This is a genomic window from Kocuria sp. CPCC 205231 (genome assembly GCF_040980965.1).
Classification (GTDB): domain Bacteria; phylum Actinomycetota; class Actinomycetes; order Actinomycetales; family Micrococcaceae; genus Kocuria; species Kocuria rosea.
Genome location: NZ_JAVKPP010000006.1, coordinates 1 through 20,002, shown reverse-complemented (window position 1 = coordinate 20,002; position 20,002 = coordinate 1). Strand labels below are relative to the sequence as shown.

Below are 20,002 nucleotides of genomic sequence, written 5' to 3'. Positions count from 1 at the left end.
GACCGCCCCGGCGGGGGCCCGCAGGAGGCGGTGACCGGTCACCGGCCGGGCGGGAAGGGGCTCGGCGCGGGTCTTCCGCGCGCTCGCGGCGGGACAGCGGGAGGGCCTCAGTCCAGCGGGACGTCGAGGCACTGCTCGTCGTCGCGCCACGTGCACCGCGTGCCGAGCGCGGCGCTGAGCCGCTCCATCCGCCGTGCGATGCCCCGGGCCTCGGCGGTGGCCGTCCTCGCCCGGAGGGCCTCGATCACCGTGGGGTGCAGGCGCAGGCGGCGGGGCAGGCCGTCCCGGACGTCGAGCAGGAAGACGAAGGACTGGTCGTTGCGCTCGTCGGGACGGACGGCGTAGTCGTCGACGAAGTCCCCGGCGCCGTAGACCACCGGCCGGCCGCGGTGCACCTCGACGCCGCGGAAGACGTGCGGGGAGTGGCCGAAGACCACGTCCGCCCCGGCCTCCACCAGCGCGTGGGCGAACGCGCGGTGCTCCGGCGGCACCTGCGCGCCCCAGTTGGGCCCCCAGTGGGCGGAGACGACGAGGAGGCCGGTGCGCTCCCGGGTCCGCCGGACGAGCTGCAGGAGGTCCCGAGCGCGGTCGTCGGCGAGGTCGACGGGCACGTGGTGGACGCCGGGGGACGCGGGGCCCGCAGCCCAGCCCGGCTCGTTGTCCGTGAAGGCGAGGAAGCCCACCGCGGTCCCGGCCCGGGTGCAGACCGCGGGGCGTCGTGCCGCCTCCGCGTCCGGGCCCGCCCCGGTGTGCAGGATGCCGTGCTCGTCCAGCAGGGGGAGCATCTCCCGCATGGCCTCCACGCCGTGGTCGAGCACGTGGTCGTTCGCCAGCGAGACGACGTCGACGCCGGCGGCCTCCAGGCTCGCGACGTTCTTGCGGTCCGAGCGGAAGTGGAACCGCTTGCCGGGCCAGGGCGGGCCGTCGTCGGCGAGCACGCACTCGAGGTTCGCGAACCGCAGGTCCGCCTGCGCGAGCAGGGGGAGGGCGTCCCCCCACGGATGGGCCGGGCCCTCGTGGCGCAGCCGCTCGTCGACCAGCCGGCCGAGCATGACATCGCCGACCAGTGCGATCCGCATGAGCCGCCTCCTGTCCGGACGCTCCCATCGTGACCCCTGGCCCGCGGGCGGACAAGAGCGGCCGGTGGTGGCCGTCCCGGTCACGGGGACCACGCGGCTCCGCCGGCGCCGCCCGCCCGGGAGGCAGGAGGCGCCGGCGGCCACCGGTCACCGGCCCAGATCGGCCCAGTCGGTCATCCGGGCGCTGTTCGCCGCGGCCGGGCGCAGCTGCGCCGGCTCCGGCAGGAGCACGGACAGGTCGGAGACGGCCTGGTAGGCCCAGGAGGGCCCGGTGCGCACGGGCGAGGAGGCGGGGACGCCCCCCGTGCGGTGCAGGCGGGTCGCGTAGCCCAGGATGAGCAGGCCGGCCACGGCCAGGCCGACGCCCACCCAGGCGGGGGAGCGGTAGCCCCAGCCGGCGGTGATGACGGCGCCGCCGAGGAAGGCGCCCATCGCGTTGGCCAGGTTGAACGCCGCGTGGTTCATGGCGGCGGTCAGGGACGGGGCGTCCTTGGCCTCGCGCAGCAGGCGCATCTGCAGCGCGGTGCTGAAGAGGGCGCCCATGGCGCCGATCCACAGCACGCCGAGCACGGCCGCGACCGCGGAGTGGGCGAACAGGCCGAAGAAGGCCAGGGCCACCCCGGAGACGGCCCCCGCGCCCAGGGCGGTCTTCTCGATGGACCGGTCCAGCAGCGGGCCCGCCAGCAGGGAGCCCGCGGTCATGCCCACGCCGTACACGGCCAGCACCCACGGCACCATCGAGATGTCGAGGCCGCTGAGCTCGGTCAGGATCGGGGAGACGAACGTGTAGACCGCGAACATGCCGCCGAAGCCGACCGCCCCGGCCAGCAGGGTCAGGGCCACCTGGGGCCGCCCCAGGGCACGGACCTCCTGGGCCACGGAGACGCCGCCGCCCTTGCGGGTGCGGGGGATCCAGAGGGCGAGGGCCGCGACGGTGAGCAGGCCGATGACCACCACGAGCCCGTACCCGGCCCGCCAGCCCAGGCTCCCGCCGAGCACGGCGGCCAGGGGGACGCCCACGATGTTGGCGACCGTCAGGCCGAGCGCCACGCGGGCCACGGCGGTGCCGCGCCGCTCGCGCGGCACCAGGGAGGAGGCCACCACCGCGGCGACCCCGAAGTAGGCGCCGTGGGGCAGGCCGGAGAGGAAGCGCGCCACGTACAGCCACTCGAGGGACGGCGCGGCCGCGGACAGGACGTTGCCGGCGGTGAAGGCGACCATCAGCCCGAGCAGGAGCCTCTTGCGCTCCACCCGGGCGGTCAGGGACGTGATGAGGGGTGCGCCGACGACCACGCCCAGGGCGTAGAGGGAGATGGCGTGCCCGAGGGAGGGGATCGAGGCGTCGAGGTCCTCGGCGATGAAGGGGAGCAGGCCCATCGAGGCGAACTCGGTGGTGCCCACGCCGAAGCCGCCGAGGGCGAGGGCGAAGAGGGCGAAGCGGGTGCCGGTGCGGTCCGGGGCGTTGATCACCTGGAGCACGGCAGTGCGAGGTGCGGACATGGCGGATCCTTCCGTGCGGAACATGGGGGTGCGGGTGGAAGGCGCGTCGTCGGGCCGAACGGGTGGAAACCTCGATGCTACGGAGGATGTCGAGGGCATCCAACGGTTCGGGCCTGTGATCTTGGACAATTCGGGCATCCGTGTGATATGTGTCGCGCTCGGGTTCCAGGGCCTCGTCATGCCGCCCACGGAACCGGGAACCACGACGTCAAGGAGGCGCGTCCCATGACCGACACCCACGCTGCGGGTCCGGACACCGATGTCATCGACATCCTCACCACCGACCACCGGGAGATGCTCGAACTGCTCGGCCAGATCGAGGGCGCCCCGGACGCCGCCCGGCGCAGGGACCTGGCCGACACCGTGATCGCGGAGGTCATGCGCCACGCCGTCGCGGAGGAGATGCACGTCTACCCGGTGATGGAGAAGCACCTGCCCGGCGGCGCCGAGGAGGTCGAGCACGACAAGAAGGAGCACGACGATCTCGTCCGGGTCATGAAGCAGGTGGAGGGCGTCGACGCCTCCGAGCCGGCGTTCATGGAGCTGATCCGCGAGATGCAGTCGCAGCTGCGCCACCACATCGAGGACGAGGAGTCCGACCAGTTCCCGAAGCTGCGGGCGCACATCCCGGCCGAGGACCTCGTGGAACTGGGCCGGAAGGTGCAGAACGCCAAGAAGGTGGCGCCGACCCGGCCGCACCCCTCCGCGCCGCACTCGGAGCTGTTCCACAAGACCGTCGGGCCCGGCGTCGGCATGGTCGACCGGCTCCGGGACCGGCTGACGGGCCGGAGCACCGGCTAACCGGGCGACGGTCCCCCGCGGACAGCACGGCACGGACCCCTGCTGGACGAGCGCCTCGCGAGGCTCGCCCGGCGGGGGTCCGTGCTGTTCCACGGGACCACGGCGGGTCGCCGGCACCGAGCGGGCACAGACCCCTGTTGCCCGGGAGTTGAGTGCGCTAAACTCAAGTTAGCTGAACTGCCCGGCCGCATCCACTGGTGATCGGCGCCGGGCCGGTTCGTCCCCGATCCGTTCCAGAACGTCCCTCGCCAAGGAGCCGCAGTGGAGACCAAGTTCACCACCAAGTCCCAGGAGGCGCTCTCCGCCGCCTCCACCAACGCCTCGACCGCGGGCAATCCGCAGGTCGAGCCCGCCCACCTCCTCAAGGCCCTCATGGACCAGCGGGAGGGTGTGGCCGTCGCCGTCCTGAAGGCCACCGGGGCCGACGTCGACGCCGTCTCCGCGCAGGCCAGCGCCGCCATCAAGGCCCTGCCCTCCGCGTCCGGCTCCTCCACGGCTCAGGCCCAGTTCAACCGGGGCGCGCTGCAGGTCATCCAGGCCGCGGAGCAGTTCGCCCAGTCCCTCGGCGACGAGTACATCTCCACCGAGCACCTCCTGTACGGCCTCGCCCAGCAGGAGGGGAAGGTCGGGGAGATCCTGCGGGGCGCGGGCGCCGGACCCGACCAGCTGAGGACCGCCGTCCCGTCCGTGAGAGGAGACCGCCGCGTGACCACACCCAACCCCGAGGGCACCTTCCAGGCGCTCGAGAAGTTCGGCGCCGACCTGACCGCCATGGCCCGCGAGGGCAAGCTGGACCCCGTCATCGGGCGGGACTCCGAGATCCGGCGCGTGGTGCAGGTGCTGTCCCGCCGCACCAAGAACAACCCCGTTCTGATCGGCGAGCCCGGCGTCGGCAAGACCGCCGTCGTCGAGGGCCTCGCCCAGCGCATGGTCGCCGGGGACGTCCCCGAGTCGCTGCGCGGCAAGACGCTGATCTCCCTGGACCTCGGGTCCATGGTGGCCGGCGCCAAGTACCGCGGCGAGTTCGAGGAGCGGCTCAAGGCCGTGCTCGAGGAGATCAAGGACTCGGAGGGGCAGATCGTCACCTTCATCGACGAGATCCACACCGTGGTCGGCGCCGGCGCCGCCGAGGGCTCGATGGACGCCGGGAACATGCTCAAGCCCATGCTGGCCCGCGGCGAGCTGCGCCTGATCGGCGCGACCACCCTGGACGAGTACCGCGAGAACATCGAGAAGGACGCCGCCCTGGAGCGCCGCTTCCAGCAGGTCTACGTCGGCGAGCCCTCCGTGGAGGACACCGTGGCGATCCTGCGCGGGCTCAAGGAGCGCTACGAGGCCCACCACAAGGTGCAGATCGCGGACGCCGCGCTCGTCGCGGCGGCCACCCTGTCCAACCGGTACATCCCGGGCCGGCAGCTGCCGGACAAGGCCATCGACCTGGTCGACGAGGCAGCCTCGCGGCTGCGCATGGAGATCGACTCCGCGCCGGAGGAGATCGACCAGCTGCGCCGCGCCGTCGACCGCCTGACCATGGAGGAGCTGGCGCTGGAGCGCGAGACCGACCCCGCGTCCGTCGAGCGCCTCGCCGCGCTGCGCCAGGAGCTGGCCGACAAGAAGGCGGACCTGGACGCCCTCAACGCCCGGTGGGAGGCCGAGAAGGCCGGCCTGAACCGCGTCGGAGACCTCAAGGAGCGGATCGACAACCTGCGCTCGCAGGCGGAGATGGCCCAGCGCCAGGGCGACCTCGCCGAGGCCTCCCGGCTGCTCTACGGCGAGATCCCGGCGCTGCAGAAGGAGCTCGACGCCGCCCAGGAGCAGGAGGACACCTCCGCCCCGCACGACACCATGGTCTCCGAGGAGGTCACGGCCGACGACGTCGCCGAGGTGATCTCGGCCTGGACCGGCATCCCCGCCGGGCGCATGCTCCAGGGCGAGACCGAGAAGCTGCTGCACATGGAAGAGGTGCTCGGGAAGCGGCTCATCGGCCAGCACCGGGCCGTGCAGGCCGTCGCCGACGCCGTGCGCCGCTCGCGCGCCGGCATCTCCGACCCGAACCGGCCGATCGGCTCCTTCCTGTTCCTGGGTCCCACCGGCGTGGGCAAGACCGAGCTCGCGAAGTCCCTCGCGGAGTTCCAGTTCGACGACGAGCGCGCGCTGGTGCGGATCGACATGTCCGAGTACGGGGAGAAGCACACGGTCTCCCGGCTGGTCGGCGCCCCTCCGGGCTACGTCGGCTACGAGGAGGGCGGCCAGCTCACCGAGTCCGTGCGGCGCCGCCCGTACTCGGTGGTCCTGCTGGACGAGATCGAGAAGGCCCACCCGGACGTCTTCGACATCCTGCTGCAGGTGCTCGACGACGGCCGGCTCACCGACGGGCAGGGACGCACGGTGGACTTCCGCAACGTGATCCTGATCCTCACCTCCAACCTGGGTAGCCAGTTCCTGGTGGACCAGACCATCGAGCCGGAGGCGAAGAAGCAGGCGGTGATGAACGTGGTCAACGCCTCGTTCAAGCCCGAGTTCCTGAACCGGCTCGACGACGTGATCCTGTTCGACCCGCTGTCCACGTCCGACCTGTCGAAGATCGTGGACATCCAGGTCGCCCAGCTCGCCGAGCGCCTGGGCCAGCGCCGCCTGCGCCTGGAGGTCACGCCCGCGGCCACCGAGTGGCTGGGCCTCACCGGCTACGACCCGGCCTACGGTGCCCGGCCGCTGCGCCGGCTGGTGCAGCGGGAGATCGGGGACAAGCTCGCCAGGGCGATCCTCTCCGGGGCGGTCGTGGACGGGGACGCGGTCCGGGTGGACGTCGACGCCGACGTCGTGGCGGACGGGCTCACCGTCACCGCCGTGTCCGAGCGGGCGCACGCCGCGGACTGAGCTGCGGGGCGCGCCGCCGGCCGGCGGGCCGCCGTCGGGGAGTCCCGGCGACGGCCCGCCGCCGGGGCTCCCCGACCGCGTTCCGCCCGCCTCCCGTGAGGTTGCCGACAGTCCACCGCGCCGGTCCCGGGCCGGGCGCAACGGGCTGACAAACCATGTACCCTGGTCTCACGAACCATTCATACGACATTTCCGGGGCCGTACTCTGTGCCAGAGTGCCGCCGTCCGGACCAAGAGACAGAGGGGGTCACGCCATGGGGCGCGGCCGTCAAAAGGCGAAGGCGACACGGCAGGCGCGGGAGATGAAGTACTTCAGCCCGCAGACCGACCTCACGGCACTCCAGCGGGAACTGCGCGGCAGCGAGCAGATGCCCCCGTTGCGGGAGCCGGTCCAGGAGACCGTCGAGGAGGACGAGGACGACTACTCGGCCTACGTCGACAAGTACGCCGACGACTACGACGAGGACTTCCGCCGGTAGCCACCGGGAACTCCGCTCGTCTCCACCGCACGACGCAACAAGGTGCCCGTCCAGGACGAGCACCTTCTTCGCGTCCCCGCGAACAGCGAACGCCCCGCCGGCCGGCGGGGCGTTCGCTGTTCCTCCGGGGCTCTGCAGGCCGGATCAGCCCGTGTAGGCGTTGACCATGCGCACCGCGCCGCCGTCCACGCCCTTGGCGCCCTGCACCCAGTCGGGCCCGCCGTGGTCCGCGTCCGGGTCGATCCCGTCCACGGTGCCCATGACCCACGAGGGCAGGCCCCGGGCCGTGAGGTGGGCCACGGCGGCGTCGGCCGCCGACGGGTCGACGATCGCGACCATGCCCACGCCGAGGTTGAGGGTCCGCTCGAGGTCGGGGAGGGGGACGTTGCCGAGCTGGCTGATCAGCTGGAAGATCGCGGGCAGCTCCCAGGTGCTGCGGTCCACCGTGGCTTCGAGCCCGGCGGGGAGCACCCGGGCGAGGTTCGCGGCGAGGCCGCCGCCGGTCACGTGGCTGAAGCCGCGGACACCGCGGCCCGTGGTCCGGTCCGCGCCGTTGACGGGGAAGGCGGCGGCGAGGTCGAGGACGTCGGCGGCGTAGACGCGGGTGGGCTCCAGCAGCTCCTCGCCCAGGGTGCGGCCGAGCTCCGAGACCTGCCGGTCCAGCGACCACCCGGCCACGTTGATGACCTTGCGGACCAGGGAGTACCCGTTGGAGTGCAGGCCGGAGGAGGCCATGCCGATGACCACGTCGCCGGCGCGCACGCGGTCCGGGCCCAGCAGCTCGTCGGCCTCGACCGCACCGGTGGCGGCCCCCGCCACGTCGTACTCGTCCGGGGCCAGCAGACCCGGGTGCTCGGCGGTCTCGCCGCCGACCAGGGCGGTCCCGGCCTGCTCGCAGGCCGCGGCGATGCCGCGCACGATGTCCGCGATCCGCTCGGGCACCACGCGGCCCGTGGCGATGTAGTCGGTCATGAACAGGGGCTTGGCGCCGACCACCACGATGTCGTCGACGACCATGCCCACGAGGTCGAAGCCGATCGTGTCGTGCACGTCGAGGGTCTGGGCGATCGCGACCTTGGTGCCCACGCCGTCGGTCGAGGTGGCGAGGTAGGGCTTGCGGTAGGAGAGCAGCTCCGAGACGTCGAACAGTCCCGCGAACCCGCCGACCCCGCCGATCACGTTGGGGGTGTGCGTGGCCTTGACCGCGCTCTTCATGAGCTCGACGGCGCGGTCTCCCGCCTCGACGTCCACGCCCGCGCTGGCGTAGGTGACGGTGCGGTTCGTGGAGGGGGGCTGGGCCATGTCAGGCGTCCTTCGCGGTCTCGGGCTGGGCGGCGTGCTGGGATCCGGGACCGGCGGGCCCCGTGGTCGTGCGGGCGGCGGGGACCCGGTCCTCGGGCAGGATCAGGTCCTCGAGGTCGGCGTCGGGGCCGGGGTCGCACCCGGTGGAGGTCTCCTGGACGCCGGGGTCCTCGTCGGAGATGCTGGTGCGCTCGGCGGGCCGGCGGGAGACGCCGTCCGTGGCCGAGGGGCGGGTGTCGATGGACACGGCGGAGGCGTGCTCCGGCCGCTGCGCCACGGCCGGTCCGCCCGCGGCCCGGCGGGGCGAGGAGTCCACGGGCGTGCGGGTCTCGAAGACGTTCTTGCCCAGCTTGTCGGCGTCCGGCAGCCGGGTGGGGTACGTCCCGGAGAAGCACGCGGTGCACAGCTCGCCGCGCTCCTGCAGGGTGGCCGCGATCATCCCGTCCTCGGAGATGTAGCCGAGGGAGTCGGCGCCCAGGGACGCCCTGATCTCCTCGACCCCGAGCCCGTTGGCGATCAGCTCCGCGCGGGAGGCGAAGTCGATGCCGTAGAAGCAGGGCCACTTGATGGGCGGGGAGGAGATCCGCACGTGGATCTCGGCGGCTCCGGCCTCCCGCAGCATCCGGATGAGGGCCCGCTGGGTGTTCCCGCGCACGATCGAGTCGTCGATGACCACGAGCCGCTTGCCCGCCACCACGGACTTCAGGGGGTTGAGCTTGAGCCGGATGCCCAGCTGGCGGATGGTGTCCGAGGGCTGGATGAACGTTCGTCCTACATAGGCGTTCTTGACCAGGCCGTTGCCGAACGGGATGCCGGACTCCTCCGCGTAGCCGATGGCGGCGGGGGTCCCGGACTCCGGGGTGGGCATGACGAGGTCCGCGTCGATGCCGTGCTCCCGGGCGAGCCGGCGGCCCATCTCCACCCGGGACTCGTACACGGAGCGGCCGTTGATGGTGGTGTCCGGGCGGGCCAGGTAGACGTACTCGAACACGCACGCGGCGCGGCGGGTCTCGGCGAAGCGCTGGGAGCGCAGGCCGTGCTCGTCGATCACCACGAACTCGCCGGGCTCGATCTCCCGGACCAGGGACGCGCCCACGATGTCCAGCGCCGCGGTCTCGGAGGCCACCACCCAGCCGCGCTCGAGCCGGCCGAGGACCAGCGGCCGGATGCCCTGCGGGTCGCGGGCGGCGTAGAGGGCGTTCTCGTCCATGAACGCCAGGCAGAAGGAGCCCACGAGCTGGGGGAGCAGGTGCATGGCCGCGTCCTCGAGGGAGCCGTGCGGGTGCTCGGCCAGCAGCGCGGTGACCAGCGCGGTGTCCGTGGTGTTGCCCTGCGCCATCTCTCCCTGGGAGGGGAACCCGGACTTGTCGATCAGCTTCTCGTAGAGCTCCGCCGAGTTGGTCAGGTTGCCGTTGTGCGCGAGCGCCACGGTCCCGTGCGGGGTGGCGCCCAGCGTGGGCTGGGCGTTGGCCCAGTGGGACCCGCCCGTGGTGGAGTACCGGCAGTGGCCCACGGCCAGGTGCCCGGTCAGGGTCGTGAGGGTCGCCTCGTCGAAGACCTGCGAGACGAGGCCCATGTCCTTGTACACCGCGATGCGGTTGCCGTCGCTCGCGGCGATGCCGGCCGACTCCTGGCCGCGGTGCTGCAGGGCGTAGAGGCCGTAGTAGGCCAGTTTTGCGACCTCCTCGCCGGGGGCCCACACGCCGAACACGCCGCACGCGTCCTGGGGGCCCTTCTCTCCGGGGAGCAGGTCGTGGCTGAGTTGTCCATCAGGGCGAACCACGTCGATCAGCCTTCTCTCGAGCTTCGGGGGTCGGTGGGCCGGGGAGCGTCGGCCGGCGCCCCGGACGGGGCGTCGTCGTCCCCGTCCACGACCTCGGTGGTGACGGCCCGCGCCCGGGCCACGGAGACCCGGTCCAGCACGAGGGCCAGGACGGCGCCGGCCGCCAGGCCCAGGACCGTGCAGACGGAGACCATGAACAGGGTCACGGCCCCCTGGGTGAACTCGGCGCTCCCTCCGCCGGACAGCCCCACGAGCACGCCCACCACGGCGCCGAGGACGCCGCCGAGCAGGACGAACGCCCAGATGTTCGGGGCGCGGCGCAGGGTCATCTGCTGGCTGCCGGAGGCGGCCAGCGGCACGGCCGTCCGCACCCGGCGGCGCCGGCGCGGGAGCTTCCGCGGGGACGGGCGCGCCGAGGGGGAGGAGGGAGTGGAACTCATGCCCTCAAGGCTACCGGGGAAACAGGGGGAGGGCGTCCGCGAGATCGGTCCTTGTGCCCGAGGCCACAGCGGCGCCCGAGGCGACGGCCTCCGGCCAGGTCACGGCACCCGTCACCAGGCCGAGCCACGTGCGGGCGTCGGTCTCGACGACGTTGGGCGGGGTCCCGCGGGTGTGCCGGGGCCCGGCCACGCACTGGGTGACGCCGAAGGGCGGGACGCGCACCTCCACGCTGTTGCCGGGCACCCGCTCGGCGAGCTCCTCGAGGGTGTAGCGCACGGCGGTGGCCACGGTCCGGCGCGGGGTGCCGTCCGGGTCCGCGCGCCAGGTGCTCAGGGCCAGGGTCCCGTCCGCGGGGTCGACGCGGCGGCGGGCCACGGCCTAGTCCTGCCCGAGCGCCCGGACCAGCTCCGGGCCGAGCAGCTCCAGGAGGGGGTCCGCCAGGCGCAGCCGGCCGACGGGGCGGGACCCGCCCATGACCGGGCGCACCACCTGCCCGATCACCGCGGCGGCCGCCGCGGCGGGCACGGCCCCGGCGTGGGCGAGCAGGGCGAGGCCGATGAGCGCGTTGGCGCGGGACCCGCCGTCGAGGACCTTGAGCGCCACGGACCACCCGGTGCGGGTGCCGAGCGCGAGCACGCCCTCCGCGCCGAGCTTCGCCACGACGTCCAGCTCCTCCATGACCACGGTGTTGTACCTGCCCCGCCCGTGCACGAGCTCCGGGTAGTCGAGCATGCACTGGGAGACCGTGGCGGCGCGGGCGTCGGCGTCGAGGTTGCCCGCGGCCCGGCCCAGCGTCGAGTACGCCCGGGCGAGGCCGGTCAGGGAGATCGCCGCGAGGGGGGCGCCGCACCCGTCCACGCCCACGTGGGCCACGCGCTCGCCGGAGAACTCCTCGACGGTCTCCAGCACCGTCCGCTGCAGGGGGTGCTCGGGGTCCAGGTAGCTGTCCGTGGGCCAGTCGTTCTCGGTGCAGGCCCACAGGAACGCGGCGTGCTTGCCGGAGCAGTTCATGCAGATCCGGTTCTTGCCGCGGCCGGCCCGCACGAGCTCCGTGCGGACCTCCTCGTCCTCGGGCCAGTCCGGCGGGCACTGCAGCGCGTCCTCGGTCAGACCGGCGGCCGTCAGGATCGAGCTCACGGCGTCGAGCTGCTCGAAGGAGCCGATGTGGGACGCGGAGGCGATGGCCACCTGGGCCCCGCGCAGCGGGACGCCGGCCTTCATGGCGGCGATGGTCTGGAACGGCTTGAGCGTGGAGCGGGGGAAGATCGGGGTGCCGATGTCGCCCAGTTCGACGGCCACGGCCCCGTCCGGGTCCAGGACCACGGCGGAGCCGCGGTGGCGGGACTCGACGAAGCCGCTGCGCTCGAGCACGGCGAGGTCCACGGCACGGTCCGAGGTGAAGGTCTGCATCGCCCCAGTATGTCAGCGGGGACGGGAATTCCCGGCGGGGCCGGGGCCGTGCCCGCATGCCGGGAACGATGTGCCACTTCCCGGTGCCGCCAACTAGCCTGAGGGCGTGAAGGTTCTGGTACTGGGCCCCGGAGGCCGCGAACACGCAATCATCCGCGCACTGCTGGCAGATCCCGAGGTCGAGCAGGTGCACTGCGCGCCGGGCAACGCCGGGATCGCGCAGCTCGTCCCGGTGCACGCCGTGGACGCCGACGACCCCGCCGCGGCCACCGCGCTGGCGCGCGAGCTCGCGGTGGACCTCGTCGTCGTCGGCCCCGAGGCCCCGCTGGTGGCCGGGGTGGCCGACGCCCTGCGCGAGGCCGGCTTCCTCGTCTTCGGTCCCTCGCGGGCCGCGGCGCGGCTCGAGGGCTCCAAGGCGTTCGCCAAGGAGGTCATGGCCTCCGCGGGGGTGCCCACCGCGATGGCGCGGGTCGCGACCACGGAGGAGGAGGCCGCCGACGCCCTCGACACCTTCGGCGCCCCCTACGTGGTCAAGGACGACGGGCTCGCCGCCGGCAAGGGCGTGGTCGTCACCGCCGACCGCGCGGAGGCGCTCGAGCACGCGGCCGCCTGCTTCGCCGCGGGTGGGAGCGTGGTGATCGAGGAGTTCCTGGACGGGCCCGAGGTGTCCCTGTTCGTGCTGACCGACGGCTCCCGCGTGATCCCCCTGAGCCCCGCGCAGGACTTCAAGCGGATCCACGACGACGACGAGGGCCCCAACACCGGCGGGATGGGCGCCTACACGCCGCTGCCGTGGCTGCCGCAGGGCTTCGTGGAGGAGGTCGTGGAGCGGGTGGCCCGCCCCACGGTCGACGAGATGCGCCGCCGCGGCACCCCGTTCGTGGGCGTGCTGTACTGCGGGCTGGCCGTGACGACCCGCGGTCTGCGGGTCATCGAGTTCAACGCCCGGTTCGGGGACCCCGAGACCCAGGCCGTGCTGGCCCGGCTCACCACCCCGCTCGGGCGGCTGCTGCACGACGCCGCCGCCGGGCGCCTCGACGAGGCCGAGCGGCTGCGCTGGCGGCCCGAGACGGCCGTCGCGGTGGTCGTCGCCGCGCAGGACTACCCGGACAGCCCCCGGAAGGGCGACCCGATCGGCGGGCTGGAGGACGCCGAGGCGCTCGAGGGCGTGCACGTGGTCCACGCCGGCACCGCGGTGGCCCCGGAGGGCGAGCACGCCGGGCGGATCGTCTCCGCCGGCGGGCGGGTGCTCGCCGTCGTGGCCCTCGGCGCGGACCTCGACGACGCCCGCGAGCGCGCCTACCGGGGCGTGGGGCTCGTGGCGCTCGAGGGCTCGCAGCACCGCACCGACATCGCGCTGAAGGCCGCCCGGGGGCTGGTCACCGTTCCCGGCGCGTCCGCCCCCCGTCCCCGTCAGGAGCAGGCATGAGCGAGCAGGGCACCGTCACCACCCCACCCGAGATCCCCGGGTGGAGGCACATCTACTCGGGCAAGGTCCGGGAGCTCTACGTCCCCGACGAGTCGCGGCTGCGGGCGACGGGCGTGGCCATCTACGACGACGCCGAGTACCGGGCCGGCTCGGTCCTGGTGCTGGCCACCGACCGGATCAGCGCCTTCGACGAGATCCTCCCCACGGAGATCCCGGACAAGGGCAAGATCCTGACGCAGCTGTCCCTGTGGTGGTTCGAGCAGCTCGCGGCCGTGCCCAACCACGTCCTGTCGACCGACGTGCACGAGTCCGTCCGGGGGCGGGCCGTCGTCTGCAAGAACCTGTCGATGTTCCCCGTCGAGTGCATCGCGCGCGGCTATCTGACCGGTTCCGGCCTCAAGGACTACCGGGAGACCGGTGAGGTCTGCGGGATCGAGCTGCCCCCGGGGCTCGTGGACGGCTCCCGGCTCGCCGAGCCGATCTTCACCCCGACCGGCAAGGCGGAGGTGGGCGAGCACGACCTCCCCATCACCTTCCAGGAGATGGCCGACGGCGTGGGCCACGCGGTGGCGGACCGGCTGCGCGAGCTGACCCTGGAGATCTACACCGCCGCCGAGCGGATCGCCCGCGAGCGGGGGATCATCGTGGCGGACACCAAGGTGGAGTTCGGCCTGGACTCCTACCGCGGGGCGATCACCCTCGGGGACGAGGTCCTCACCCCGGACTCCTCCCGCTTCTGGGACGCCGAGACCTACGAGCCCGGCAAGGCCCAGCCCTCGTTCGACAAGCAGTACGTGCGGGACTGGCTGCGCTCGGACGAGTCCGGCTGGAACGGGACCGGCCCCGTGCCCCCGCTGCCGGAGCAGGTGGTGGAGCGGACCCGCGCGCGCTACGTCGAGGCGTTCGAGCGGCTCACCGGCCGCACCTTCGACCCGGACGGCAACTTCTTCGAGGTGGCCGGCCCGCTCGAGTACTGACGGCGGGGGCGGCGTCAGGCGCCGGGGGAGTCGGGCGTCCACAGGGCGCGGCCCATGTCCACGCGCACGAGGTGCCGGTCGTCCTCCCGCAGGGGAGTGCCCTCCTCGCGGTACCGGTCCCGGGCCTCGGCCTGCAGGTGGTCCGCGAGGGTGCCCTGCACGGTGACCACCCGCCACCACGGGAGGTCCTCGCCGGTGGGGTTGCGGGCCATGAGCGTGCCCACGAGGCGTGCGGAGCGGCACTCCGCGAGCTCCGCGACGTCCCGGTAGGACAGCACCCGGCCCGGCGGGATGGCGGCCACGACGTCCGCCACGCGCCGGGCCAGGCCGGGGTCCGGCTCGGCCCGGCGGCTCACAGGGCGTCCCGGCCGTCCACCGGCAGGCACACGTCGAGGACCCACTGTCCGTCCGCGGAACCGCTCTCGGCGTGGCCGCCCAGCAGGGAGACGCGCTCCGCGATGCCGCGCAGGCCGAGTCCCGAGGACATCTCCGAGGAGTGGGCGCCCGTGCGCTGGGTGCTGCGCGGCAGGGGATTCGCCACGCGCAGGCACAGCTCGTGCTCGTCCGCCGTCACCTCGATCCGGCAGCGGGACCCGGCCGGGGCGTATTTGATGATGTTCGTGACCGCCTCCTGCAGGATGCGGGCGGCCGTGCCGCGCACGGTGGTGGGCATGGCTTCGAGATCGCCCGTGATGACCACCTCCGGCTCGAAGCGCAGGTCCCGCAGGCTGGCCGCGAGGGACGTGACCACGTGCTCCAGGCTGCCGATGGCCAGGCCGGCGCCCGTGACGTCCCGGGGGTGCTCCCCGTCGTTCTCGTCGCGCAGCAATCGGAGCATCACGCGCAGCTCGTGCAGTGCCGAGCGGGCGGCGTCCTCCACGGTCTCGAGGACTCGGTGCAGCTCGCCGACGTTCCCGGAGCGGCGCCGGCTCATGGTCTGCATGGTGATGAGGGTGAGCTCGTGGGCGACGACGTCGTGCAGGTCGCGCGCCAGCGCCCTCCGCTCGGCCTCCCGGAGCCGCTCGTTGAGAATCTCTAGGTCCCGGACCTGCTGCTCGTTGCGCCGCCGCTGCTGGCTGAAGTAGCGGAGGGCCGCGCCGACGAGGAAGGAGACGAGCAGGACGGCAACCAGCCCCCAGAAGACCGAGGGCTGATCCGGACGTCGCCACCAGGCCATCAGGACCCACACCGCGTAGATGATCAGGTGAGCCTTCACGAAGGCTGTCGTAGCGGTGGCCAGGACGGCGATGGTCACCACGACCACCGCTGTGTTGACCGAGCCGTAGTCGCCCAGGATCAAGGACAGCAGGAGACAGCTTCCGGAGAAGATCGACGCCCAGGTGCTCCGCCAGGCGACCATCGCGAGCGCGCCGTACGTCAGGATCGCGTTCACCGCGTACCAGACGTCGACCAGTTCGCCCTCTCGGAACTGTTCGGCCAGGGCCCTGATGTCCGCGGCGAACCAGACCACCGCGCAAAGAATGATCACCACGCACAACCAGCGAGCGACAGGCTCGGCGTCGAAGAACGACGTGGGTCCGGTGGTGCGTGGTGGTCGGCGCATGGGTGCAATTACATCAGTCACACCCATAGGTCTAGCTCACCGGCAGAAGGAGGACCACCAGTTGCACCACACGTAACGGCTGAACTGGGGGGTCTGGACCATCGCGCCGGCGTTCGCGGGGGCCACGGGGCCGACGATGAAGGACGCGGCGAGGGCGGCAGAGGCAACAGCGGTGGCAAGCTTCTTCTTGGACATGGGGGGCTCCTTGGATCACGAGGACAGCACCGGATCGGGGGGTTGCGGCCGGGGTGGGGGGAGAGATCTCCCAGTCGCGAGGGGGGTGTGCTGCCCTGGTAGTTTCCATTTTGCCAACGTTAACCGGACGAGCCTATCGACCTTTGTCCAGACCATTTGTGACTTTTGTCGAATATGACGTGTTGCACTTTGGGGGACATCGAAAAATAGACTGTGCGAGTGACTGATTGCAGAGTGCTTGTCGTGGACGACCAGCCGTTGATGCTGGAGGCCCTGAAGTCCTTCTTCTCGGCCGAGCCCGGTTTCGAGGTGATCGGCACCGCCTCCAACGGACGCGAGGCCGTGGACCGATGTCTGGCCATCGACCCGGATGTGGTGCTGATGGACATGAAGATGCCCGTGATGGACGGGATCGAGGCCACCCGGGAGATCACCTCGCGCAGTCCCCGCTCCAAGGTGCTGGCCCTCACCACGTTCTCCACGCTGGAGTTCGTGGTGCCCGCCCTCCGGGCCGGCGCGGCCGGCTATCTCGTCAAGGACGCCCGTCCGGACGAGATCATCGACGCCGTGAACCAGGTGCTCAACGACGAGATCGCTCTCTCCCCGGCGATCGCCCGCGCGCTCGCGGACAACGTCATCTCCGTGCCGGACCAGCAGCAGCCGGCGCGGTCGGCGGACAGCGGCCTGCGCTCCCTGCTGACCGACCGGGAGATGGAGACCGTGACGCTCCTGGCGCAAGGGCTGAGCAACCGGGAGATCGCCGAGCAGATGCACGTCTCCGAGGGCAGCGTGAAGGCCTACCTCGGGCGGGTCTGTGAGAAGTTCGGCGTCCGCGACCGGGTGCAGGCGCTGATCAAGGCGTACCAGAGCGGGCTCGTCGATCCGCAGCTGCGCGATCTCTGAGTCTGGGGCCCCGTCCGCAGTCCCGGTCCGGACGGAAGTCCAGGAAAGTTGTAGACGAAAGTGCATTCATCTGCATTAGCAAACCCGGCATAGTGATCAGTGCGAGCAGAGAAGAAAAGTCGGTGGATGAGTGAGAGACATCCCTACGGCGCACGGCCCAACCCCCCATGAGGCCGAGCCCCGGACCGGATGGTCCACCGACCTGCTCACGGTAGGGGGCCGCCCCGGGACAGTCCCCCCTGGACCCGGGATGTGGCCGCGCAAGGCCTGGATCACCTTGCACCCCCCCTCGGCCGATGGCCCCCTACCGTGCAACATCTGCTCCGCAGACCTGGCAGACGAGAACGGCCCCACCGGAACCGGTGGGGCCGTTCTCGTGCGTCCGGGGCCTCTGCCGGGTCGTTCCGCCGGGCCCGGGGGTCGGAGCCCTCAGGGTCGTCCGGTCACGCCCGCCGGCCCTACCCCTCCTGAGCGGCGACGCTGTGGCCGAAGAACCAGGTGATGTGCTCCCGCAGTGCGGCGGCGGCGTCCTCGCCCCGGCGCTCCTGGAAGGCGCGCAGGATTTCTCGGTGCTGCTCCTGCAGGGTGCGGCGCACCTGCGGCCAGTCGTCCAGACCGGCGACGGTCTCCTGCACGTACCCGATGGTGGCCTGGCGCAGTGAGGTCATGATCGTCTCGACCACCACGTTGCCGGCCAGGGAGGCGAGCAGGATGTGGAACTGCGCGTCGTGGGCGTGGAAGTGCTCGTCCGGCAGGTCCGGGTCCTCCATGGCGGCCACGAGCTCCGCGGCGCGCCCGAGCACCGCCGCCCGCCACGGGGTCTCCGCCGCGGCGGCCGCCTCGCGGGCGGACTGGGTCTCGAGCAGCAGCCGGGTCTGCACGAGGTCCCGCACCGGCAGCGACCGGTTGGCCACGTGCATCCGCAGCGCCCACCCGAGCGCGGCCGAGGGCTCCGCGATGACGATCGCCCCCGCGTTCGGCCCGGACCCGGTCGACGAGCGGACCAGTCCCATGGCGTCGAGGATCCGGATCGCCTCCCGCACCGAGGCGCGGGAGATGCCGAACTCCTCGGCCAGGTGGCGCTCCCCGGGCAGCTTGTCGCCCACCGAGATCTCGCCCGTGCGCAGGCGCTCCTCGAGCCAGTCGAGGACGACGGTGTACATGCGTGCGGCTGCGGGCACGGGGGGCTCCTCAGAGGGTGGGCGGGACGCGGACCAGTCTAGGGAGGCGGCGGGGCCCCGCCGGACCGATCGGTCCAGCGGGGCCCCGGGGCGTTGTGCTCAGGAGGTCGGGAGCATCCAGGCCAGCACGTTGGACTGCAGGAACACCAGGGTGCACAGCAGCAGGAGCAGGCCGAGGGACCACCAGATGACCGAGCGGAAGATGGCGGACTCCTTGCCCTCCATGCCCACCGCGGTCGCGGCGATGGCCAGGGACTGCGGCGAGATCATCTTGCCCACCACGCCGCCGGAGGTGTTCGCCGCCGTCATGAGGTGCGGATCGAGGCCGGTGCCCTCGGCGGCGGTCTTCTGGAGGTTGGAGAACAGCGCGTTGGCGGAGGTGTCGGAGCCGGTGACCGCGGTGCCCAGCCAGCCGAGCACGGGGGAGAGGAACGCGAAGGCCGCGCCCAGACCGGCCACCCAGGTGCCGATCGAGATGGTCTGGCCGGACGTGTTCATGACGTAGGCCAGGGAGAGCACGCTCATGATGGTCAGGGCGGAGAAGCGCATCTTCCAGAACGAGCGCCCGATCTCCGCCACGGCGTTGCCCACCGAGAGCCGGAAGCGGCCGTTGCCGTGGAACACCGAGTAGATGACGGCGACGAGCAGGCCTGTGATCAGCAGCAGCGTGCCCGGGCTGGAGAGCCACTGGAACTTGTAGATGGTGCTCGTGACCGGCTCGCCGGCTGCGTTGAGGAGGTGCCCGTGCAGGCCCGGCCAGGGGATGGAGATGTCGGTGGCGGCCAGGGCCCCCGGGATGCTCACGCCGAGGGTCCACAGCTTGGCCAGGCCGAAGACCGCAACCACCAGGACGTAGGGCAGCACGGCCATCCACACGCGTGCCGGGGTCAGCCCCTCGGGCGCGGGAGGCTTCTCCACGCCGAGGCGGGTGCGGACGGCGTCGGCGCCCTTGGGGCGCCAGAAGCGCAGGAGGATCACCGCGGCGGCCAGGCCGGTGAGGGAGGCAACCACGTCGGTGAGCTCGTAGGAGAAGTACGTGGCGCACCACCACTGGGCGACCGCGAAGGAGACGCCGATGACCAGCGCGGCCAGCCACGCCTCCTTGAGCCCGCGCACGCCGTCGATGATGAACAGCAGGATGAACGGCACCATGACCGCGAAGAACGGCGCCTGGTGGCCGACGACCGCGCCGATCCGCGCGGGATCCAGGCCGGTCAGCACGCCGGCGGTGGTGATCGGGATGGCGATCGCGCCGAACGCCACGGGCGCGGTGTTGGCGATGAGCACCACGGTGGCCGTCTTCAGGGGCTTGAGCCCCAGCGCCAGGATCATGGTCGCGGTGATCGCGACGGGCGCGCCGAAGCCGGCGAGGGCCTCGAGCAGGCCGCCGAAGCAGAACGCGATGAGCACGGCCTGGATGCGCAGGTCCCCGCCGCCGATGGTGTCGAAGATGGTTCGCAGGTCCTCGAAGCGGCCGCTGAGGACGGTCACCTGGTAGAACCACAGCGCCATGACCACGATCCACACGATGGGGAACAGGCCGTAGACCGCGCCCTGGGTGGCGGAGAGCAGTGTGAGGGAGAGCGGCATGCCGAAGGCCAGGACGGCGACGACGATCGCCGCCAGCAGCGCGGTGGCGCCCGAGACGTGGGCGCGGGCCTTGACGCCCAGCAGCATGACGAAGAACGTGAGCAGAGGGATGGTGCCGACGAGGGCGGAGAGCGCGACGCTCCCGCCGACGGCATCGGTCATCGCGGTAAAGGTGGTCACTCGGACTCCCAGGGACGGGGACGGACGGAACGGTGCGTGGCCGACGGGGAACGCGTCACGGCTATGGTCGGACCACAATGGTCTGACCACGAAGAGTACATGAGCCACGTCACACGGCCAACCGCTCTCCCGAGGTAGCGCGATCGTTGCGCCGGTCGATTGTGTGACGGGGTTCACCGGTCTAGCATGGTCAGACCACAGGCGGCCCGGCGTCGTCGTCCCGTCTTCCCGCTCCCGACTCCGGAGGTCGCATGAGAATCGCCCTGTTCGCCACGTGCATCGTGGACGCGATGTATCCGCGGGTCGCGCTG

General features: G+C 72.3%; 18 protein-coding genes. 6 read left to right on the top strand and 12 right to left on the bottom strand.

Annotation, left to right across the window (positions count from 1 at the left end; all coding sequences use genetic code 11):
• Nucleotides 1–107: 107 nt before the first annotated feature.
• Both RF640_RS07510 and RF640_RS07505 read right to left on the bottom strand, forming a co-directional pair.
• On the bottom strand, nt 108–1,079 hold the full coding sequence (locus tag RF640_RS07510; RefSeq protein WP_368827330.1) for a CapA family protein: 972 nt from the start codon (nt 1,077–1,079) through the stop codon (nt 108–110).
• Between the two features lie 147 nt (nt 1,080–1,226).
• Complete coding sequence (locus tag RF640_RS07505; protein WP_043738673.1) at nt 1,227–2,579, bottom strand: MFS transporter; 1,353 nt, start codon at nt 2,577–2,579, stop codon at nt 1,227–1,229.
• A gap of 225 nt (nt 2,580–2,804) precedes the next feature.
• Between RF640_RS07505 and RF640_RS07500 the strand changes: the two genes are divergently transcribed.
• From RF640_RS07500 to RF640_RS07490, 3 genes are all read left to right on the top strand, one after another.
• Nucleotides 2,805–3,380: a hemerythrin domain-containing protein gene (locus tag RF640_RS07500; protein WP_035928304.1), complete on the top strand. Its 576-nt coding sequence runs from the start codon at nt 2,805–2,807 to the stop codon at nt 3,378–3,380.
• A 261-nt stretch (nt 3,381–3,641) separates the two neighbouring features.
• On the top strand, nt 3,642–6,257 hold the full coding sequence (clpB, locus tag RF640_RS07495) for an ATP-dependent chaperone ClpB (protein WP_017832576.1): 2,616 nt from the start codon (nt 3,642–3,644) through the stop codon (nt 6,255–6,257).
• Between the two features lie 254 nt (nt 6,258–6,511).
• On the top strand, nt 6,512–6,736 hold the full coding sequence (locus tag RF640_RS07490) for a DUF3073 domain-containing protein (RefSeq protein ID WP_031282554.1): 225 nt from the start codon (nt 6,512–6,514) through the stop codon (nt 6,734–6,736).
• A 144-nt stretch (nt 6,737–6,880) separates the two neighbouring features.
• Here RF640_RS07490 and purM read toward each other — a convergent pair whose 3' ends face one another.
• From purM to RF640_RS07465, 5 genes are read right to left on the bottom strand one after another with little or no spacing between them, the layout of a single operon-like run.
• A complete protein-coding gene (gene purM / locus RF640_RS07485; protein WP_368827326.1) occupies nt 6,881–8,038 on the bottom strand; it encodes a phosphoribosylformylglycinamidine cyclo-ligase in 1,158 nt (385 codons plus the stop codon).
• Nucleotide 8,039: 1 nt separating this feature from the next.
• On the bottom strand, nt 8,040–9,821 hold the full coding sequence (gene purF / locus RF640_RS07480; RefSeq protein WP_272026113.1) for an amidophosphoribosyltransferase: 1,782 nt from the start codon (nt 9,819–9,821) through the stop codon (nt 8,040–8,042).
• 5 nt (nt 9,822–9,826) lie between these two features.
• Nucleotides 9,827–10,261, bottom strand: a complete 435-nt coding sequence (locus tag RF640_RS07475; RefSeq protein WP_368827324.1) for a hypothetical protein — start codon at nt 10,259–10,261, stop codon at nt 9,827–9,829.
• Between the two features lie 10 nt (nt 10,262–10,271).
• Entirely contained in the window at nt 10,272–10,637 is a 366-nt protein-coding gene (locus tag RF640_RS07470) for a sterol carrier family protein (RefSeq protein WP_272026110.1), read from the bottom strand.
• Between the two features lie 3 nt (nt 10,638–10,640).
• Nucleotides 10,641–11,672 (bottom strand): asparaginase, encoded by a 1,032-nt coding sequence (locus tag RF640_RS07465; RefSeq protein ID WP_035928311.1) that lies wholly within the window; start codon nt 11,670–11,672, stop codon nt 10,641–10,643.
• A gap of 106 nt (nt 11,673–11,778) precedes the next feature.
• Here RF640_RS07465 and purD point away from each other — a divergent pair, with 106 nt between their 5' ends.
• Entirely contained in the window at nt 11,779–13,101 is a 1,323-nt protein-coding gene (gene purD, locus RF640_RS07460; protein WP_031282547.1) for a phosphoribosylamine--glycine ligase, read from the top strand.
• The gene (locus RF640_RS07455) at nt 13,098–14,078 is read left to right on the top strand and encodes a phosphoribosylaminoimidazolesuccinocarboxamide synthase (RefSeq protein ID WP_095650393.1); all 981 of its coding nucleotides are present in this window, start codon (nt 13,098–13,100) and stop codon (nt 14,076–14,078) included. The genes purD and RF640_RS07455 overlap by 4 nt, the downstream gene beginning before the upstream one ends.
• A 14-nt stretch (nt 14,079–14,092) precedes the next feature.
• On the opposite strand, the gene RF640_RS07450 is transcribed toward RF640_RS07455, so the two are convergent.
• The 3 genes from RF640_RS07450 to RF640_RS07440 are packed head-to-tail and all read right to left on the bottom strand — an operon-like array spanning nt 14,093 to nt 15,837.
• Nucleotides 14,093–14,434, bottom strand: a complete 342-nt coding sequence (locus RF640_RS07450) for an MGMT family protein (protein ID WP_368827321.1) — start codon at nt 14,432–14,434, stop codon at nt 14,093–14,095.
• Complete coding sequence (locus RF640_RS07445; RefSeq protein WP_176337422.1) at nt 14,431–15,642, bottom strand: sensor histidine kinase; 1,212 nt, start codon at nt 15,640–15,642, stop codon at nt 14,431–14,433. The genes RF640_RS07450 and RF640_RS07445 overlap by 4 nt, the downstream gene beginning before the upstream one ends.
• A gap of 36 nt (nt 15,643–15,678) precedes the next feature.
• The gene (locus tag RF640_RS07440) at nt 15,679–15,837 is read right to left on the bottom strand and encodes a hypothetical protein (RefSeq protein ID WP_172604378.1); all 159 of its coding nucleotides are present in this window, start codon (nt 15,835–15,837) and stop codon (nt 15,679–15,681) included.
• 219 nt (nt 15,838–16,056) lie between these two features.
• On the opposite strand from RF640_RS07440, the gene RF640_RS07435 reads away from it, so the two are divergent.
• A complete protein-coding gene (locus tag RF640_RS07435; protein ID WP_035928322.1) occupies nt 16,057–16,740 on the top strand; it encodes a response regulator transcription factor in 684 nt (227 codons plus the stop codon).
• Nucleotides 16,741–17,198: 458 nt separating this feature from the next.
• Here the strand turns inward: RF640_RS07435 and RF640_RS07430 are convergent, their stop codons facing one another.
• Complete coding sequence (locus tag RF640_RS07430; RefSeq protein ID WP_368827501.1) at nt 17,199–17,903, bottom strand: FadR/GntR family transcriptional regulator; 705 nt, start codon at nt 17,901–17,903, stop codon at nt 17,199–17,201.
• A gap of 117 nt (nt 17,904–18,020) precedes the next feature.
• Nucleotides 18,021–19,691, bottom strand: coding sequence for an L-lactate permease (locus RF640_RS07425; RefSeq protein ID WP_031282543.1), 1,671 nt, complete (start codon nt 19,689–19,691; stop codon nt 18,021–18,023).
• Between the last annotated feature and the right edge of the window lie 311 nt (nt 19,692–20,002).

Bases quoted from the DNA above. Each gene is read 5' to 3' on its own strand.
- RF640_RS07510 (WP_368827330.1), bottom strand. From the start codon at position 1,079: ATGCGGATCGCACTGGTCGGCGATGTCATGCTCGGCCGGCTGGTCGAC.
- RF640_RS07505 (WP_043738673.1), bottom strand. From the start codon at position 2,579: ATGTCCGCACCTCGCACTGCCGTGCTCCAGGTGATCAACGCCCCGGAC.
- RF640_RS07500 (WP_035928304.1), top strand. From the start codon at position 2,805: ATGACCGACACCCACGCTGCGGGTCCGGACACCGATGTCATCGACATC.
- RF640_RS07490 (WP_031282554.1), top strand. From the start codon at position 6,512: ATGGGGCGCGGCCGTCAAAAGGCGAAGGCGACACGGCAGGCGCGGGAG.
- purM (WP_368827326.1), bottom strand. From the start codon at position 8,038: ATGGCCCAGCCCCCCTCCACGAACCGCACCGTCACCTACGCCAGCGCG.
- RF640_RS07475 (WP_368827324.1), bottom strand. From the start codon at position 10,261: ATGAGTTCCACTCCCTCCTCCCCCTCGGCGCGCCCGTCCCCGCGGAAG.
- RF640_RS07465 (WP_035928311.1), bottom strand. From the start codon at position 11,672: ATGCAGACCTTCACCTCGGACCGTGCCGTGGACCTCGCCGTGCTCGAG.
- RF640_RS07455 (WP_095650393.1), top strand. From the start codon at position 13,098: ATGAGCGAGCAGGGCACCGTCACCACCCCACCCGAGATCCCCGGGTGG.
- RF640_RS07445 (WP_176337422.1), bottom strand. From the start codon at position 15,642: ATGCGCCGACCACCACGCACCACCGGACCCACGTCGTTCTTCGACGCC.
- RF640_RS07440 (WP_172604378.1), bottom strand. From the start codon at position 15,837: ATGTCCAAGAAGAAGCTTGCCACCGCTGTTGCCTCTGCCGCCCTCGCC.
- RF640_RS07430 (WP_368827501.1), bottom strand. From the start codon at position 17,903: ATGTACACCGTCGTCCTCGACTGGCTCGAGGAGCGCCTGCGCACGGGC.